This window comes from Flavonifractor sp. An112, from assembly GCF_904377885.1.
Taxonomy (GTDB): Bacteria; Bacillota; Clostridia; order Oscillospirales; family Oscillospiraceae; genus Flavonifractor; species Flavonifractor avicola.
The window spans coordinates 1-17,641 of the sequence record NZ_CAJFGT010000055.1 but is presented as its reverse complement, the minus strand read 5'-3'; the positions used below and the strand labels follow the sequence as shown (position 1 = coordinate 17,641).

Genomic DNA, 17,641 nt, shown 5'->3' with positions numbered 1-17,641 from the left:
TTTGTCCGCCTTTTCCTGGCTGTCTGGCTGGGCCTGAAAAACGCGGCGGCCAACAGCGTGCTGGGCCGGGCCTGCGACCGGCTCCAGGACTGGGCCGTCCGCCAGGCCCACGGCAGCGCCATCTGGAACTTTGTGTGGCGGGAGGGGCGCATACCCCGGGCCTGGCCGGGGAGTATCGCCTGCCGCCTGTTTACCGCCATTGTCAATATCCCCTGCGCCGTCTTCAAGGCCGCCTACCGGGCGGGGAAGCGGGTGTGGGACGGCAGCCTGTTCTGCCGCCTGATGGGTGCACTGGGGGGCGGTACCTTCCTGTTCCTGGGCCTGTTCATGATGGTCATGCTCATGGCCCCCCATGAGAGGTGGAACAACCTCTACGGCCTGATGGGGGCGGTGGCCCTCACCGGCCTGTTTGTGGTGGGCAGTGCCTCCCGCTCCAGGCACAAGCTGGAGCTGGACGCCCAGGGGCCCTATTTCACCATCTACATGGCCTTCCTCTGCATTGCCCTGGTGGGCTCCCTGTCCACCCACCTGTCCCTGCGCTTCTTTGCCTTCCACCTGACCGCCTTCCTAATTGTCCTGCTGGTGGTCAGCTCGGTGCATAAGTATGAACAGCTCCAGCTCATGGTGTCCCTGGCGGTGGTGGGCCTGTCCGTCGCCGCCCTCTACGGCTGCTACCAGGGCTATGTCGGCGTGGATATCGTGGCCTCCCAGCAGGACATGGCCCTTAACCAGGGCATGCCGGGCCGGGTGTACTCCTTCTTCGACAACCCCAACAACTTTGCCGAGCAGCTGGAGATGCTGCTGCCCCTGAATCTGGCCCTCTTCCTAAACTGCAGGTGGCGGGGCAAGCTCCTGTCCCTGCTCTCTCTGGCTCTGGGACTGGTGGCCATTGGCGCCACCCTCGGCCGCGCCAGCTGGATCGGCCTGGCCTTTGCGCTGGTGGTTTTCCTGGCTCTGATGAACTGGCGCTGGGTGCCCGTGTTCCTGGTGCTGGGGCTGGCGGCCATTCCCTTCCTGCCGGAGACCATCTACAACCGGATCCTGACCATCTTCCGGGCCGGTGACGACAGCTCTGTCCAGTACCGGTTCGGCATCTATGACACCACCAGGAACCTGATGGAGGACTACTGGTTCCGCGGCGTCGGCCTGGGCACCGACGTGATGAAAAAGGTCTTTGAGACCTATCCCACCAACTTCGACGGCACCTATCCCGTCCACACCCACAACAATTACCTGCAGATGTGGGGGGAGACCGGCATCCTGGGGATGCTGGCCTATCTGGCCCTGCTGCTGTGGCGGCTCAAAACCGGCGTAAAGGCATTCTGTGCCGCGCTGGATCCCCGGGTCAAGCGTATGCTGGCCGCGGCCATTGCCGCTTTCTGCGGAATCCTGGTCATCGGCGTGGCCGAGTATACCTGGTACTATCCCCGGAATATGTTCACCTACTGGTTCCTCTTCGGCGTCATCGCTGCCTGCGTCAAGCTGGTCAGACAGGAACGGAAAAAGGCATAACGAATATAAGCGCAAAAAAGCGTCTGCCGTGGCAGACGCTTTTTTGCGCATTTTCAGCAGGGCTCCCGGGTCATCATTTCCAGGATCACATGGTCGGTCTCCCGCATCCCCTGGCGGCCCAGTTCGCCCACGTTCTGAATGGTGTGCTCCACGCCGTCGCTGATGATGCCGTCGCCGGTGCGGAACTCCTGGCCGTTCTGGTACATCTGATAGCCAAAGATACCGGCCTCCACCGCCATACTGATCTTGGCGGCGCAGCTGGATTTGGCACCGTCGCACACCACGCCGGAGTGGAAGGCCAGGGCGTTGACGATGGTGTGCTTCACCTGATCGTAACCGCCGCCCAGCAGGTAGCAGATACCGGCCCCGGCGCCCGCTCCGGCGCTCACCGCGCCGCAGAAGGCGGACAGACGTCCGATGTAGGTCTTTTGATGGATGGTACACAGGTCGGATACCGCCAGCGCCCGGTACATCCGCTCTTCCGGAATGCCCAGGGAGCGGGCGTACTCAATGACGGGCACCGAGGCGGTGATGCCCTGGTTGCCGCTGCCGGAAACAATGACCACCGGCATCTCACAGCCGTTCATCCGGGCGTCGGAGCCGGCGGCGGCCTTGGCCCGGGCCCGCCGCTCCAGAGAGGCCTCGGTGCTCATGAGTACTTTGCCTACGTTGGCCCCGTAGGCGTGGAGCAGGCCCTCCTCCGCGATGGCCATATTGCACTGGATCTGGGGGTCCAGCAGGGGACGCAGGTCGTCCACGTCCACGCTGTCGGCAAAGTCCACGATCTCCTGGATGGAGAGGATGGAGCGGTCGGTGAGGGCCGTCTCCTGCTCGCCCTCCACCGGAATGTCGATCTCCTTCACGCCGTCTTTCTCCAGCAGCACAATGTTGGTGTGATAGTTGGCGATGCGCAGGGTGACGGTGTGGCCGCCGCCAGTAAGAGTGACGGTATAGTCGAAGGTCAGGGGAGTGTCGGCCAGATGGACCCCGATGGGGTGGGAGCGGAGGAAGTCAGTCATTTCTGCCTTCTGTTCCTCTGTCACCACGGAAATAACCTCCAGCACTTTGTCCGGGTTGCCAGCCACCAGCCCGGCGGTGACAGCGGCAGGGATGCCCTTTAATCCGCCGGTGTTGGGGACAATGACGCTCTTCACATTTTTGATCAGATTGCCGCTGACCTGGACAGAGACGGTTTCGGGCAGGCAGCCCAGGGCCCGACGAGCCACCGCCGCGCCGTAGGCCAGCGCGATGGGCTCTGTGCAGCCCATGGCGGGGACCAACTCTTCCCGCAGAATTTGCAGATAAGCTTGATAATGGGGATCGGTTTTCTTCATGAACGGTTCTTCCTTCCTGCGGGCTCCCCAAGGAGCGCGCTTTCTCCTGTTATCTACATGATATCCGACCTTCTCTCAGTTGTAAAGAGGTCCTTTCCATCTCAGGAAAGGGCCTCCTTATTTTGGCGGAAGTTTGAAATTCAAAAAATCTTTTTCTTCGGTGTACGCAACCGTCCAACTTTTGGGGGTGGAACCGCTAAAAGTGAAGAGACCATGGAGTCTCTTCCAACAGCGAGCGGGGCGGATACAGGGCTGGGGCGGCCGCTCCGGGAAAAGAGGAGGTGAACAGGATGGCCAGATTGCAGGAATTATCCGGGCAGTATCGGGAGGCGGCCGCCCGGCTGAGGTTGGGCCTGGAGGCAGCCAAGCAGCGTCTGGAAAGCCAGGAGGGAACAGAACGACAGGTGACCAATCGGGAGATCCTGATGCTGCGGCAGATGCTGCGGGAGATGCGGGAACTGCGGCAGCTGGCGGAGGAATACTACACCCGGCCCAGAAGCGGAAAATATACCACCGCCGACCTGACCGCGCCCCGAATCAACGAGGAAAAGCGATGAGCAGAGCCAGTGAGATCAGAGAACGAATCAAGGTACTGCGGGAGCAGAAGGTAGCCCTTCAAACTGAGCTGGATGGAGCGCAGGGGAGAGAGAAGAAAACCCTCCGCCTGGAACTGGCCCGGGCCGAGGAGGATCTGACGAATTGCGCCCGGCAGCTGCGGGAGCTGATGCCCCGGCACAAGATCAGTCGAGGTACCACCTGGGCCGGGGTGGACGGCTGGCGGTGGGACAGGATGCAGTATAAGACCTGGGCGGAGATGGAAGGCGCGAAGGCACCGGAGGGCCCCACGGAACAGGACAAGATGCGCCTGGCGGTACGGACGGCCCGGACGGGGATCACGCCTGTCCAGAAAGCTTATCTGGCAGGTATCGATGGTGGCAATCCTCAGGCCCAGGTGGCCCGGGAGGCGGGGCGGAACCGCTCCACTGTATGCCGCACGCTGCAACGGGGGCAAAAACGGATTGCGGAGGACGCTAAGTTCCTCTATCGGCTGCTGGACTGCCAGGAGGGAGGCCCTCTGGTAGTGGACCTGGGGGAGCCGGAAGTACTGAAAGCGGTGTTGGATCGGCTCACCCTCCGGCAGCAGACCTATCTGTATCTCTATTATGGCGAGTGGCTCTCCCTGCGGGAGATCGGAACTTTGCTGGGGGTGGACCATGCGTCGGTACTGCGGTCCATCCGGTGCGGACTAAAGAGGCTGGAAAGTTTGGCCCTGGGAGAACAGGTGGAGGTACGGGGACTGGAGAGCCTGGAGGAGCGGCTGATGGCCCACTTCAATGACCTGCCTCCGGAGGAGACACGGGAGAAGCGTACTTATCAAAAGCGAGGTGTTCCGTCTGCCGATCACAAGCCGATATCGCTGGCACAGCGGCTGCTTCGTCTGGTGCGGGGCGGACAGATACGGATTGTAGAGGCGGGTGCGCCTGATCTGTCCCTCGGGACGGATGGCTGGAGCAGCGGCAGGCTGCTGGACTGGCTGAGGGAGCAGGGGGAGGGGCGGAAGGAAAAACGGGCTTGGCTGCGCAAACTGTTGTATCACTTACTAACATGGATGAGGAGGGATTTGGATGCTGACTATCATTGAGATCGAGGCCAGAGCGGACGGCGGTCACGGCTTACAGAGCCAGAGCCACCGAACGGAGTGCTGGCTGGAGGGGTGGATTGCAGTGCCGCCCCAGCTGGAACAGGCGGCGTGGGACTGCTGCGGCTACTGCGAACTGGACATTCAGGACGGCATTCTGGTGGGGCTGACCCCCGGCCAGGCGCCGGAACCGGAACCCACGCCGGAGCCTGAACCTACGGAATTGGAGCGGCTGCGGGCGGATGTGGACTTTCTGGCCATTATGACGGGGGTGGAACTGTGAACGTGTACGAGTTGGCTAAGAAATATTATCCCAGACTGTGGGATGAGCAGCGTATACAGGCCCTGGCAGAGGCAGGCAAGCTGACAGAAGAAGAAGCTGCGGCGATTCTCAGCCAGACGGAAAAAGCATAACGCATGATCGTGTAAACAGCCGCCCCGTGAACCGCTTCTATGGAAGCAGGCTCACGGGGCGGCTGTTTTGTTTTTTACGGGGACAACAGGACGGAGGGACGGTCCTCTCCAGGCGGGGTACAGAAGCGGACAAACTCCTCCATCTCCCGGGTGGCCCATTTTTCCCGGTGATAGAAGATCTGGCCGTACATCACCGCCTTGAGGTCGCTGACATCCACAATGGCCAACTTTCCTTGGCGCACCGGTTCTTCCACCAGAAAACGGGGCAGGAAGGACAGCCCTTCCGTCTCCTCCAGAACTCGCAGCAGGAAGGAGGCGTAGCTGCTCTCCAATGCAGGAGTAATGGCCTGGCCAAAGGCGGCCAGTCGCTGGTCCAGCAGCCGACGGTAGTTGGCGTCCCGCTCCGTCAGGTAAAAGGGCTTGTCCAGCAGGTCCACCAGCTTGTGGGAGCGGCCGCTTAGTGCCGCCCCCAGCGAAGCGGAGGCGACCACCACTACCTCCTCCTGTAGCTCCAGCATTTTGCACCAGCTGTTGTTGTAGAGCGGTTCATCCAGAATGTAGATGATATCCAACTCACCCCGCTCCATTTTGGTGATGATCTCCTCCGGCGTACCCGTGGTGATCTGGATGCTCACCTGGGGATGCCGTATCCGGAAATTCCGGATGATACCGGGCAGTCGGGCATAGCAGAGGGATTCCAGTGTCCCGATATGGAGCTGGCCCCGCAGGGTTTCATCCTCACCGGCCAGAGCCAACTTGGCTTTGGATACATCCTGAATGATGCTGATGGCGCTGTCCAGAAAGACCTTCCCCTGTCCGGTGAGACACACCCGCTTTCCCATACGGTCAAAGAGCCGGACCCGCAGTTCCTCCTCCAGAAGGCGGATTTGTACCGTGACGGCGGACTGGGAATATCCCAAACTGGCCGCCGCTTTGGAGAAACTTTGAAATTGGGCCACCCGGATGAATGTGGTCAGCTGACGCAGCTCCATAATGCAAGCCTCCTGCCATACCGGTGAGTTTGATATTAAGAAAATTCAATTATATGATAAATTAGATTTATTTGATTTAATTATTGTGCAATGTTATACTAAGGCCCTCCAAAAGTCAATAGGGAAATGGACAAAATAGAGAAAGTTAAGGGAGGAACTTATATGGCAAAGAAAAAGATTAAAATCGGCCTGATCCCGAAGCTCATCATTGCAATTATCCTTGGTATCTTGTTTGGCTCCTATATGCCGGAGTGGTTCAACCGTGTGATTGTGACCTGCTCCTCGATTTTCAGCACATTCCTGTCCTTCATCATCCCGCTGATGATTGTGGCCTATGTGACCATGGGCATTGCCAACCTGCGCAGCGGCGCCGGTAAGCTTCTGCTCATTACAGTGGCCCTGTCCTATGTGTCTACGATGGTGGCGGGTTCCGCCTCCTACCTGGTTTCCTCCAACCTTTTCCCCTCCTTCATGAGTGAGGGCGCCCTGGACCAGATTGCCCAGACGGCGGACGTTTCTCTGGAAAGCTATTTTTCTTTATCCATTCCTCCACTGCTGGATACCCTGTCCGCGGTTACTCTGGCCTTCGTGCTGGGGCTGTGCCTGTCCAATATGCGGGGCAAGGAGATTGGTGACAGCCTTTACCACGGTATGGAGGACTTCTCCGCCATTATTGATAAGGTGCTCCATGTGGTCATCATCCCCCTGCTGCCCCTCTACATCTGCGGCACCTTTACCAACATGACTGCCTCCGGAAAGACATTCGCCATTCTGGGCATCCTGTGGAAGGTATTCCTGGTGGTCATCGCCATGCACCTGATCTATATCTGTATCCAGTTTATTGTGGCAGGTGCAGTATCCAAGAAGAATCCCTTCGCTCTGATCCGCAACCAGATCCCCGGCTACGCTACCGCCATCGGCACTCAGTCCTCCGCTGCCACCATCCCCGTCAACCTGGAGTGCGCCAAGAAGGACGGCATTCTGGAGGAGATCCGCAATTTTGTGGTACCGCTGTGCGCCAACATCCACATGGCAGGTTCCATGATCACCATCACCGCCTGTGCCACCGCCGTCTGCCTGATGTACCAGCTGCCCATCAGCCTGGGTACTGTGGTGCCCTTCATCATGACTCTGGGCATTGCCATGGTGGCTTCCCCCGGCGCCCCCGGCGGCTCCATCATGACCGCGCTGCCCTTCCTGTACATGGTGTTCGGTACCGAGGCCGGCGATGTGAACGGCCCCATCTGTGCCATCATGGTGGCCCTCTATATTACTCAGGATTCCTTTGGCACCGCCTGTAACGTATCCGGTGACAACGCCATCGGTACCATTGTCAATGCCATCTACCAGAAATTCATTCTGAAGGCGCCTGCCGCCTCGGAGGAGTGATCCTATGTCGTTCATCAGCGTATTCGACGTATTGGGACCCAATATGGTCGGCCCGTCCAGCTCCCACACCGCGGGAGCTGTGGCCATCGCCAATGTGGCGCACAAGCTGCTGGCTCCGCCGCTGAAGAAGGTGGACTTTACCCTTTATGGTTCCTTTGCCAAGACCTACCACGGCCACGGTACCGACCGGGCCCTGCTGGGCGGTATCATGGGCTTCTCCACCGATGATCTGTGCATCCGGGACTCCTTCCGCATCGCCAACGAGCGGGGGCTGGCCTTCTCCTTCACCCCAGATGAGGTGGAGACCGACATCCACCCCAACACCGTGGACATCCGCATGGAGAACGCTGCGGGACAGGTTATGACGGTCCGGGGCGAGTCCCTGGGAGGCGGCAAGATGCACATCGTGCGCATCAACGGCGTCCGTGTGGACTTCAGCGGCGAGTACGCCTCGGTGGTGGTGATCCAGCAGGACAAGCCCGGCGTGGTGGCCCACCTGACCAAGGTGCTCAGTGACCGCAACGTGAACATCGCCTTTATGCGTCTGTTCCGGGAGGGCAAGGGAGATACCGCTTACAGCATCATCGAGTCGGACGGTACTCTGCCCGAAGGCATCGATGAGGAGCTGCGGGCCAATCCCTATATCCAGGACGTTATGATCGTCCAGTCGTAAGGAGGTAGGAACATGGACTTTAAAAATGCCAATGAGCTGCTGGCCCTGTGCCGGCAGGAGGGGTGTTCCATCTCTGAGATCATGCGTCGCCGGGAGTGCATCCTGGGGGAGACCACGGGGGATACGGTCACCCGGCGCATGAAACGGGCGTTGGAGATCATGCGGGAGTCAGCCACTATTCCGCTGACCAGCCCTGTCCGCTCCATGGGCGGACTCATCGGCGGCGAGGCCAAGCATCTGGCCGCCCACGCCGCCAAGAAGAAGGATATCTGCGGACCTGTACTTCAGAAGGCCATTACCTACGCCATGGCGGTGCTGGAGGTCAACGCCTCCATGGGCCTGATCGTGGCTGCCCCTACCGCCGGTTCCTCCGGCGTGGTGCCCGGCCTGCTGCTGGCCCTTCAGGATACCTATCACATCTCGGACGCCCGAATTATAGACGGGCTGTTCAATGCCGGCGCCATCGGTTACCTGGCCATGCGAAATGCTACCGTGGCAGGGGCGGTGGGAGGATGTCAGGCTGAGGTGGGGATCGCCGCTGCCATGGCTGCATCCGCAGCCGTGGAGCTGATGGGCGGTGAGCCGGAGCAGTGCCTTAACGCGGCTTCCACCGTACTGATGAATATGCTGGGGCTGGTATGCGATCCGGTGGGCGGTCTGGTGGAGTACCCCTGTCAGAACCGCAACGCCGCCGGGGTAGCAAACGCGCTGGTGGCCGCCGAGATCGCCTTGAGCGGGATTCAGCAGCTGATCCCCTTTGATGAGATGCTTGCCGCCATGTACCGGGTGGGTCGCTACCTGCCCGCCGAGCTGCGGGAGACCGCACAGGGCGGCTGTGCCACCACTCCTTCCGCCTGTGAGCGGTGCGGGTGCTGCGGCTGACAACTTAATACAAAATAAACATGGCCGCCCGTCAGGGCGGCCATGTTTTGCATCTTGAAAGGGAAATAGGGGCTTACTCCAGCACCGCGCCCCGGGAGGCGGAGGTGACCAGCTTGGCGTACCGGGCCAGATATCCCGTTTTGACCTTGGGCTCGGGGCACACCCACTTGGCCTTGCGCTGGGCGAGCGTGGCCTCATCCACCTGCAGCTGGATTTTGCAGGAGGGGATATCGATGGAGATGATGTCGCCCTCCTCTACCAGGGCGATGGGTCCGCCCTGGGCAGCTTCGGGGCAGACGTGGCCGATGGCGGCGCCTCGGGTGGCGCCGGAGAACCGGCCGTCGGTGATGAGAGCCACGCTCTCGCCCAGACCCATACCCACGATAGCGGAGGTGGGGTTGAGCATCTCGCGCATACCGGGACCGCCCTTGGGACCCTCATAGCGGATGACCACCACGTCGCCGGGGACAATCTTACCGGCGTAGATGGCGGAAATAGCCTCCTCCTCGCTGTCAAAGACCCGGGCGGGGCCGGTGTGGGCCATCATCTCAGGAGCCACGGCGGAGCGCTTCACCACGCAGCCCTCAGGGGCCAGATTGCCCTTGAGCACGGCAATGCCGCCGTCGGGAGAGTAGGGGTTCTCGATGGGGCGGATGAGCTCCGGGTTGCGGTTGGTGACGCCCTCCAGATTCTCCTCCAGGGTCTTGCCGGTGCAGGTCATAACAGAGGTGTCCAGCAGGCCCTTCTTGGTCAACTCTTTCATCACGGCGTACACGCCGCCGGCGCCCTCCAGATCCTCCATATAGGTGTCGCCGGCGGGAGCCAGGTGGCACAGGTTGGGGGTCTTGGAGGAGATCTCATTGCTCATGTCCAGATCCAGCTCAATGCCGCACTCATGGGCGATGGCGGGCAGATGGAGCATGGTGTTGGTGGAGCAGCCCAGGGCCATGTCCACCGTCTCCGCGTTGTGGAAGGCGGCAGGGGTCATGATGTCCCGGGGACGGATGTCCTTCTTTACCAGCTCCATGATCTGCATACCGGCGTGCTTGGCCAGCCGCAGACGGGCGGACCACACGGCGGGAATGGTACCGTTGCCACGCAGGCCCATACCGATGGCCTCGGTGAGACAGTTCATGGAGTTGGCGGTGTACATACCGGAGCAGGAGCCGCAGGTGGGGCAGGCGTTGTTTTCGTAGTCCTCCACGCCGCACTCGTCCAGCTTGCCGGCCTTGTAGGCGCCTACCGCCTCAAACATATGGCTCAGGCAGGAGCGGCGGCCGTCGTTGAGCCGGCCGGCCAGCATGGGACCGCCGGAGCAGAAGATGGTGGGGATGTTCACACGGGCGGCGGCCATCAGCAGGCCGGGCACGTTTTTGTCGCAGTTGGGGATCATGACCAGACCGTCGAACTGATGGGCAATGGCCATGGCCTCGGTGGAGTCGGCGATCAGGTCGCGGGTGACCAGAGAATACTTCATGCCAATGTGGCCCATGGCGATGCCGTCGCATACGGCGATAGCGGGGAACTCCACCGGGGTGCCGCCGGCGGCCCGGACGCCGGCCTTGACCGCCTCGGCGATCTTGTCCAGATTCATGTGGCCGGGGACGATCTCATTGTAGGAGCACACCACGCCGATGAGGGGACGCTCCAGCTCCTCCTTGGTGTAGCCCAGAGCATAAAAAAGGGAGCGGTTGGGGGCGCGTTCCACGCCCTTGGTAACATTGTCGCTGCGCATGGGGAATGACCTCCTTCTATGTATCACTTGCGTTGTATGATAACACTTGCATTGTCTGACTATATACTATATGATAGTGGCAGAACTGTCAAGGACTGACCAGAAGGGAAGTAGGGTATGGAGAAAAAAAGTTTGGCTCAGCAGACGGCGGAGGGATTGTACAGCCGCATTGTAGTGGAGAAGGGACTTAAGCCGGGGGAGAAGCTGCCCAACGAGGTGGAGCTGGCCGGGGAGCTGGGGGTGAGCCGTGCCACCCTGCGGGAGGCCATCCGCACCCTGACCGCCCAGGGGGTGCTGGAGGTGCGCCGGGGCAAGGGCACCTTTGTGTCGGCGGCGGTGGAGGAGATGGACGACTTCGGTTTCTCCAGCCTGGAGCGGGTGCGGGGACAGCTGCGGGACCTGTTTGAGCTGCGCTCCATTTTTGAGCCCAGGGCTGCCGCCCTGGCCTGTCAGCGGGCCACAGAGGAGGAACTGGCAAATATCCTGGCCCGGGGAGAGGAAGTAGAGCGGTGCATCCGGGCGGGGGAGGACCGAACCCAGGCCGACCGGGCCTTTCACGCCGCCATCGTCCGGGGCGCCCACAATGAGTTTCTGGTGCGGCTGCTTCCCCTCATCGATCAGGCGGTGGCCGCCGCTCTCACGGCGGGAGAGCACCAGGAGCGGCTGGCTGAAGACACGTGCCGGGACCACGCTCTGCTGATGGAATTTTTCCGTAAGCGGGACGGAGAGGGGGCGGGCTACGCCATGGCCATCCATATGCGCCACTCCATGGACGTGATGGGGCTATAAAAAAGCGGCCCCCAGACGGGGGCCGCGCAAGGCGTTGGGTCACAGACTCCGAAGGTCCGTGTCCATCAGGAAGGGCATGGAAGTTTGGATCAGATCAATGCGCTGGTCAAAGGCTTCTGAATCAAAATTGTTGCCGGAATCAGACATGGCCTGGGCAAATTCCTGGTCGGAGGCGTCTAGCAGAGCGCATACCGGAGTAAGGAATTCCTCCCACTGCGCGGCGGCTTCCATCAGGGCGTCATAGCCCTCCTGATAGTAGGGAGGGGGCGTCAGCTGGGACAGAGCATCCTTCACCTGATCGTAGGAAGCCTGGGCGGTGCGATAGGCCTCCCGATAGGGCTCAGTGTTGAAGCTGATGGTGAAGTTGATGGTGTTGAAAAAGTCATGGATGCCGCTGGTGAACTCGCCCACCACCTCCAGGGCTTCCTGCTGGAATGCTATTGCGTTCTGAACCTCGGTGGTCTGATAGCTGGTTCCGGCCAGAGTAGTGGTCAGTACCAGCTCTTCCGGATGCTCGGAGGCCTCCGGCGGGATCTCAACAATGCAGTACAGGGTGAAATCCCGCAAAGGCGGCAGGGGGGTATGGCCGGCATAGGCGTTGCCGTTGCCCGCGATATCCTGATCAAATTCCGTATATTCATATTTCCCCTGGTAAAATACCTTATTGGAGAGTACGGTTTCCGGGATAAGATCGTCCTCCGTGGCGCCGGTATTTTTGATGTTGTAGATAGCGCACAGGTAATCGCTGTCATCCTTGGCATCCAGACTGATATTTTCATCCACCACTGCGTCCAGAATGACCACCCCTTTCAGGGTGAGCTCAGCGGTTTCCGATGTGACGGTCTGGCCGGTGGTCAGCGCTTCCAGCGCCTGAGACGGGGCGGCGGAAGGACTGTCAGGCGCTCCGCCGCAGGCGCACAGAGAGACGGAGAGCGCCAGAGCCAGGGCCCCAGGCAGCAGCCGGTGACATTTCATTGCAATTTCCCCCTCATTAGATAATGTGTACTTATACTATAACATGAGAAAACGGTAATCTACAATGTGCTGGGAGCATAGGAACATTTGCGGGGATTGACGGAGGAGAAGGAGCCACCTATAATGAAACCACGATAAAAGGGGGTGGACAGGTGATCGACGAAAACGGCAGGGAAGTTGGCGGCTATGGGCTGCTGAGCCGCTACCGGGGAGAGCTGATGGGGATTGCCATGCTGTATGTCATGCTCTTCCACGCCTATGAGCTGAACGACACTTTCCTGCCCTTCAAGGCCTTTCGCTCCATGGGTTTTGCAGGGGTGGACATCTTTCTGGTGCTCTCTGGCATGGGAATCTGCTGCTCCCTGGCCCGGCGGGAACAGGAGTCCTACGGGCGCTATCTGGGCCGACGGCTGCGGCGGCTACTGCCCGCCTTCTGGCTGGTGGTTGGGATCTACAGTGTGGCCCTGGCCGCGGCGGGGCGGGTCACCCCTGATGTGATCTTCTGGAATCTGTCCACCTTATCCTACTGGCTGAATGTGCCGGAGGGGTTCAACTGGTATATCTCCGCCATCCTGGTGTTCTATCTGGCGGCACCGTTCTATTTCAAGCTGTTCCGCCGCTGTGCCCATAAAGAGTGGCTGACCCTGTTCATCTATTTGATCAGCTACCTGCTCTATCGGGTAACCTGGGGTGCCGGGCTGCTGTATCTGCCGGATTTTCTGCTGCGTATTCCCGATTTTGCCATGGGCTTTCTGGTGGGCTCCTATGTGATGGAGGGTAAAAAGCTCAATGCCCGGCACCTGGCAGTGTGGGTGACTTCAGCTGTTCTGGCGCTGGCAGTTGTGGCCGGCTGGCTGGTCCAGCCGGTGATCTTCCCCCTGATCCTGGCGGTTGTGGTGGGTGTGATGCCTGTCTGTCTGCTTCTGGGCAGAGTGCTGCACTGGTACCCCGGACGGTGGGTCCCTGCCTTCCTGCGTATGGTTGGGGGGAGCAGCCTGGAGATCTATCTGCTCAATGTGGTAATCACCCGGGAGTTTGACCTACTGGCGCCCTGGCTGGACCATGATCCCAGACACATCGGCTTCTACCTCATTGCCTATACCTTCAATATCGCTTTGGGTGTGCTGCTCCACCGGGTACTGGAGCGGCTCATGAGGCGGTTTGCATCCTGAGTATAAAAAAGGTGGCCCTCCAGCTGGAGGGCCACCTTTTTTAGGATACAATTAGTTGGAAGCGGTGTCCAGGTCGGTGTCGCCGCCCCAGATCATGTTCTTGCGCAGCTCCTCGCCCACGATCTCCATCTGGTGCTTCTTGAGCGCGGCACGCTTGGAGTTGAAGAAGGTACGGCCGTTCTTATTCTCGGCGATCCACTTGCCGGCGAAGGTGCCGTCCTGGATGTCGGCCAGCACGGCCTTCATGTTCTTCTTGGTCTCCTCGTAGGGCAGCACACGGGGACCGGACACATACTCGCCGTACTCAGCGGTGTCGGAGATGGAGTAGTTCATGGCAGCCACGCCGCCCTTGTTGATCAGGTCGATGATGAGCTTCATCTCATGGATGCACTCGAAGTAGGCGTTCTCGGGCTCGTAACCGGCCTCCACCAGGGTCTCGAAGCCGCACTTCATCAGATCCACTACGCCGCCGCACAGCACAGCCTGCTCACCGAACAGGTCGGTCTCGGTCTCGTCGTGGAAGGTGGTCTCCATGACGCCGGCGCGGGCGCCGCCGATACCGGCAATGTAAGCCAGGGCAATCTTATAGGCGTTACCGGTGGCGTTCTGCTCCACAGCCACCAGGCAGGGTACGCCCTTGCCGTTGACGTAGGTGGAGCGGACGGTGTGGCCGGGACCCTTGGGGGCAGCCATGAACACATCCACGCCGGCGGGAGGCACGATCTGCTGATAGCGGATGTTGAAGCCGTGGGCGAAAGCCAGGGCCTTGCCCTCGGTCATGTAGGGAGCGATATCCTTCTTGTAAACCTCAGCCTGAACCTCGTCGTTGATGAGGATCATCACAATGTCGCCCCACTGAGCGGCCTCAGCAACGGTTTTGACCTGGAGGCCGGCCTGCTCGGCCTTGGCCCAGCTCTTGGAACCCTCACGCAGGCCAACGCACACATCGCAGCCGGAATCCTTCAGGTTCATGGCGTGGGCGTGGCCCTGAGAGCCGTAGCCGATGATGGCGATCTTCTTGCCATTCAGGTAGGACAGATCACAGTCCTTCTCGTAATACATCTTAGCCATAGTCTTTGCACTCCTTTGTCAAATGAAGGTTTTTTTCTTGTCCACGATGATAACACAGCGGGGAAGAAAAGAATGATAAGTGTGATACAATCTCAGAAAAGATTTCGGCGTGGCTTGTATTTCTAAAATATTACAGGAAATTCTTCCCGAGATTAAATTCGGTTTGCTCCTTGGTCTCGTCCTCAATGGTATAGGCGCCCCGCTCCAGGGCCACCATGCCGGTGCGGACCAGCTCCAGGATGCCGAAGGCCTCCAGCAGCTTCTGCATGGCCTCTGCCTTGGTCTCATCGCCGATGAGGGCCAGGGTTAGGGATTTCAGAGATACGTCGATGATGGAGGCCCGGAAAATGTTGGCGATCTGGATGACCTCGTTGCGGATGTCGTGGGTCTCCGCCTTGACCTTGAACATCACCAGCTCACGGCGGATGGAACGCTCCGGCTTCAGCTCCTGTACGGAGTAGACGGGATACTGCTTACGCAGCTGATTCATGATCTGCTCGATCATGGGGGCGTCGGCCCACACCTCAATGGTGATACGGGACACCGTGGGATCGTCGGTGGTGCCCACGGCCAGAGACTCGATGTTATAGCCCTTTCGGGAGAACAGCCGGGAGACCTGGGACAGGACGCCGGCGGCGTTTTCAACCAGCACCGAAAGGGTGCGGCGGGTGGCATTCATTTCATTCATATTCCACACCCTCCTTAGTCCAGAATGAAGTCAGTGACCGGCGTACCGGCGGAGATCATGGGATGGACCATGGCGTCCTTGTCGATGGCGCACTCGATCACATAGGGACGGCCGGAGGCCACGGCACGACGGAAAGCGGCCTCAAATTCCGGCTGGGTGGCTGCACGCTCACCCTGGATGCCGTAGGCCTCCGCCAGCTTCACAAAGTCGGGGCCACGGTCCAGGTCGGTCTGGGAGAACCGCTTGTGATAGATCAGGTTCTGCCACTGGCGCACCATGCCCAGAGTCCGGTTGTTAAAGATCACGGTGATCACCGGGATGTTGTAGTGTTCGGCGGTACACAGCTCATGGCAGTTCATGCGGAAGCAGCCGTCGCCGGTACACTGGACCACCACCTTGCCCGGGTTGCCCACGGCGGCGCCCATGGCGGCACCCAGGCCGAAGCCCATGGTGCCGAAGCCGCCGGAGGTGATCAGCTGGCCAGGGCGGGAGAAGTGGTAGTACTGGGCGCACCACATCTGGTGCTGGCCCACGTCGGTGGTGATGATAGCGTCCCCGTCGGTGACCGCCTGAATGGTCTCCAGAATCTCATGGGGGTGGAGAATGTCGTCCTTCTTCAGGGGGATCTCCTTGTGGGAGAACACCCACTCCTTCCACTCGGGATAGTCGTGGGCGGGCAGCTTGGTGTTGAGCAGCTCCAGCACCCGACGGGCGTCGCCGATGATGTGGTGGTCGGTGACCACGTTCTTATCGATCTCGGCGCGGTCAATATCGATGTGGACGATTTTGGCGTTGGGGGCGAAGGTGGCGGGGTCGGTGGCCACCCGGTCGGAGAAGCGGCAGCCGATGGCGATGAGCAGGTCGCACTGATCGCTGGCGTGGTTGGAGGCGTGGGAGCCGTGCATTCCGATCATACCGGTGAACAGCGGGTGGTCACCGGGGCAGGCGCCGCCGCCCATAATGGTGGAGGCCACCGGGGCATTGAGGGTCTCAATGAATTTCCGGAACTGAGGCACAGCGCCCTTGGAGCGGATCACGCCGCCACCCACCAGCACCAGGGGACGGCGGGCCTCCTCGATCATGTCCAGCAGGGTCTGGATGTCGCCGGCGTCGGGCTCGGGAGCCTTCAGCTCGTGGCTGGCCCGGCGGAGCATGGCGGCCAGACGGCCGTGGTTGGGGTGCTCAGACAGGGGCAGGGGCTCATACTCCGCCTCAGCGGCGGTGACGTTCTTGGCGATGTCCACCAGAACCGGGCCGGGACGGCCGGTGCGGGCAATGGCAAAGGCCTCCCGGATCACGTCGGCCAGCTGGTTGGGGTCCTTTACCAGGTAGTTGCACTTGGTGATGGGCATGGAGATACCGGTGATATCCACCTCCTGGAAGGAGTCCTTGCCGATCAGGTTCTCGCTGACGTTGCAGGTAATGAACACCACGGGGGAGGAGTCGTAGTAGGCGGTGGCAATGCCGGTGGTCAGGTTGGTGGCGCCGGGGCCGGAGGTGGCGAAACACACACCCACCTTGCCGGTAGCCCGGGCATAGCCGTCAGCGGCGTGGGAGGCGCCCTGTTCGTGGGCGGTGAGGATGTGACGGATCTTATCCTTATAGCCGTGCAGCTCGAACTCGTCGTATACATTTAGAATGGTGCCGCCGGGGTAACCGAATACGGTATCCACCCCCTGCTCCAGCAGACATTCCATCAGGATCTGGGCTGTTTTCATTCTCATGGGTTGGATGACCTCCTTTGACTGGAATAAAAAACATGGCGGCCTCGTCCCATAGGACGAAGCCGCCATGACACTCCGTGGTACCACCTAACTTCGCGGGCATACCCGCGCACTCATGCCCCGGTAACGGAGGGTAACCGTCCCCGCCTACTGCCTTCGGCGGAGCCGCTCCCGGGTGACCTTCCGATGCGGCCTCACGGGAGCTTACACCAACCGCTCCCTCTCTGCGCTTATGCGCCGCCCGTACTGTCCCGGTCATCGCATTTGAAGCGTCCATCCCAGAGGATGAACTGCAAGTTGTAGGTATAATCATAGCTTTCCCGGTGGGCTTTGTCAATCTGCCATTTGAAACTTCTGCATTTTAAACAAGTAAAGTACCGTGGCAGGGGGACAGAATCCACGGTTCCGCCAATTAGAAAACCGGCTGGTATAGTTTTTTCAAAAAGGAGGAAAAGCAAGGAAGAATTCAGCTTTTTGATAAAACTGGTGAGTTTAAATGAAAAAACAGTGAGAAATTTGACGGTTTTAACTGGACAATTTGTGTGCTTTGCGATATGATAATTCTGTTTGAGATACCGGTCAAACAACTCAGAAAAATGGCCCGTGTGTGGGTCAGATTTGCGAGGTGGACCTATGAAGCAAAGCTTTTACG

At 60.0% G+C, this 17,641-nt stretch carries 17 protein-coding genes and 1 other annotated feature; of the genes, 10 read left to right on the top strand and 7 right to left on the bottom strand.

Going from position 1 to position 17,641, the window contains the following annotated elements; genetic code table 11:
* On the top strand, window positions 1-1,512 hold a 1,512-nt coding region (locus IHN22_RS09180; RefSeq protein ID WP_191434906.1), incomplete at its 5' end, for an O-antigen ligase family protein.
* 53 nt (window positions 1,513-1,565) lie between these two features.
* On the opposite strand, the gene IHN22_RS09175 is transcribed toward IHN22_RS09180, so the two are convergent.
* Window positions 1,566-2,846, bottom strand: a complete 1,281-nt coding sequence (locus IHN22_RS09175) for a serine dehydratase subunit alpha family protein (RefSeq protein WP_191434904.1) — start codon at window positions 2,844-2,846, stop codon at window positions 1,566-1,568.
* 290 nt (window positions 2,847-3,136) lie between these two features.
* On the opposite strand from IHN22_RS09175, the gene IHN22_RS09170 reads away from it, so the two are divergent.
* The 4 genes from IHN22_RS09170 to IHN22_RS09155 are packed head-to-tail and all read left to right on the top strand — an operon-like array spanning window position 3,137 to window position 4,899.
* A complete protein-coding gene (locus IHN22_RS09170) occupies window positions 3,137-3,403 on the top strand; it encodes a hypothetical protein (RefSeq protein ID WP_087187697.1) in 267 nt (88 codons plus the stop codon).
* Window positions 3,400-4,488, top strand: coding sequence for a hypothetical protein (locus IHN22_RS09165; protein ID WP_191434902.1), 1,089 nt, complete (start codon window positions 3,400-3,402; stop codon window positions 4,486-4,488). Before IHN22_RS09170 ends, IHN22_RS09165 begins: the two co-directional genes overlap by 4 nt.
* Window positions 4,472-4,768 carry a toxin-antitoxin system toxin subunit gene (locus tag IHN22_RS09160; RefSeq protein WP_300986178.1) on the top strand — a complete coding sequence of 99 codons (297 nt, stop codon included), beginning with the start codon at window positions 4,472-4,474 and terminating at the stop codon, window positions 4,766-4,768. The genes IHN22_RS09165 and IHN22_RS09160 overlap by 17 nt, the downstream gene beginning before the upstream one ends.
* Entirely contained in the window at window positions 4,765-4,899 is a 135-nt protein-coding gene (locus IHN22_RS09155) for an XkdX family protein (protein WP_140399779.1), read from the top strand. Before IHN22_RS09160 ends, IHN22_RS09155 begins: the two co-directional genes overlap by 4 nt.
* A gap of 74 nt (window positions 4,900-4,973) precedes the next feature.
* On the opposite strand, the gene IHN22_RS09150 is transcribed toward IHN22_RS09155, so the two are convergent.
* On the bottom strand, window positions 4,974-5,891 hold the full coding sequence (locus IHN22_RS09150) for a LysR family transcriptional regulator (RefSeq protein ID WP_087328810.1): 918 nt from the start codon (window positions 5,889-5,891) through the stop codon (window positions 4,974-4,976).
* Between the two features lie 162 nt (window positions 5,892-6,053).
* Between IHN22_RS09150 and IHN22_RS09145 the strand changes: the two genes are divergently transcribed.
* The 3 genes from IHN22_RS09145 to sdaAA are packed head-to-tail and all read left to right on the top strand — an operon-like array spanning window position 6,054 to window position 8,835.
* Window positions 6,054-7,280 (top strand): dicarboxylate/amino acid:cation symporter, encoded by a 1,227-nt coding sequence (locus IHN22_RS09145; RefSeq protein WP_191434901.1) that lies wholly within the window; start codon window positions 6,054-6,056, stop codon window positions 7,278-7,280.
* A 4-nt stretch (window positions 7,281-7,284) separates the two neighbouring features.
* The gene (sdaAB, locus tag IHN22_RS09140) at window positions 7,285-7,953 is read left to right on the top strand and encodes an L-serine ammonia-lyase, iron-sulfur-dependent subunit beta (protein WP_191434899.1); all 669 of its coding nucleotides are present in this window, start codon (window positions 7,285-7,287) and stop codon (window positions 7,951-7,953) included.
* Between the two features lie 12 nt (window positions 7,954-7,965).
* Complete coding sequence (gene sdaAA, locus IHN22_RS09135; protein ID WP_191434897.1) at window positions 7,966-8,835, top strand: L-serine ammonia-lyase, iron-sulfur-dependent, subunit alpha; 870 nt, start codon at window positions 7,966-7,968, stop codon at window positions 8,833-8,835.
* 73 nt (window positions 8,836-8,908) lie between these two features.
* Here sdaAA and ilvD read toward each other — a convergent pair whose 3' ends face one another.
* Window positions 8,909-10,570: a dihydroxy-acid dehydratase gene (gene ilvD / locus IHN22_RS09130; RefSeq protein ID WP_191434895.1), complete on the bottom strand. Its 1,662-nt coding sequence runs from the start codon at window positions 10,568-10,570 to the stop codon at window positions 8,909-8,911.
* Window positions 10,571-10,687: 117 nt separating this feature from the next.
* Here ilvD and IHN22_RS09125 point away from each other — a divergent pair, with 117 nt between their 5' ends.
* Entirely contained in the window at window positions 10,688-11,359 is a 672-nt protein-coding gene (locus IHN22_RS09125; protein WP_087388336.1) for a FadR/GntR family transcriptional regulator, read from the top strand.
* A 39-nt stretch (window positions 11,360-11,398) separates the two neighbouring features.
* Here the strand turns inward: IHN22_RS09125 and IHN22_RS09120 are convergent, their stop codons facing one another.
* Complete coding sequence (locus IHN22_RS09120; RefSeq protein WP_191434893.1) at window positions 11,399-12,334, bottom strand: CHASE3 domain-containing protein; 936 nt, start codon at window positions 12,332-12,334, stop codon at window positions 11,399-11,401.
* Between the two features lie 152 nt (window positions 12,335-12,486).
* Between IHN22_RS09120 and IHN22_RS09115 the strand changes: the two genes are divergently transcribed.
* Window positions 12,487-13,506 carry an acyltransferase family protein gene (locus IHN22_RS09115; protein ID WP_191434891.1) on the top strand — a complete coding sequence of 340 codons (1,020 nt, stop codon included), beginning with the start codon at window positions 12,487-12,489 and terminating at the stop codon, window positions 13,504-13,506.
* 51 nt (window positions 13,507-13,557) lie between these two features.
* Here IHN22_RS09115 and ilvC read toward each other — a convergent pair whose 3' ends face one another.
* From ilvC to ilvB, 3 genes are all read right to left on the bottom strand, one after another.
* A complete protein-coding gene (ilvC, locus tag IHN22_RS09110; protein ID WP_087266863.1) occupies window positions 13,558-14,577 on the bottom strand; it encodes a ketol-acid reductoisomerase in 1,020 nt (339 codons plus the stop codon).
* 130 nt (window positions 14,578-14,707) lie between these two features.
* A complete protein-coding gene (ilvN, locus tag IHN22_RS09105) occupies window positions 14,708-15,265 on the bottom strand; it encodes an acetolactate synthase small subunit (RefSeq protein WP_087187708.1) in 558 nt (185 codons plus the stop codon).
* Between the two features lie 14 nt (window positions 15,266-15,279).
* Window positions 15,280-16,989 (bottom strand): biosynthetic-type acetolactate synthase large subunit, encoded by a 1,710-nt coding sequence (ilvB, locus tag IHN22_RS09100; RefSeq protein WP_087187709.1) that lies wholly within the window; start codon window positions 16,987-16,989, stop codon window positions 15,280-15,282.
* Between the two features lie 49 nt (window positions 16,990-17,038).
* Window positions 17,039-17,257: a binding site (T-box leader), on the bottom strand.
* Between the last annotated feature and the right edge of the window lie 384 nt (window positions 17,258-17,641).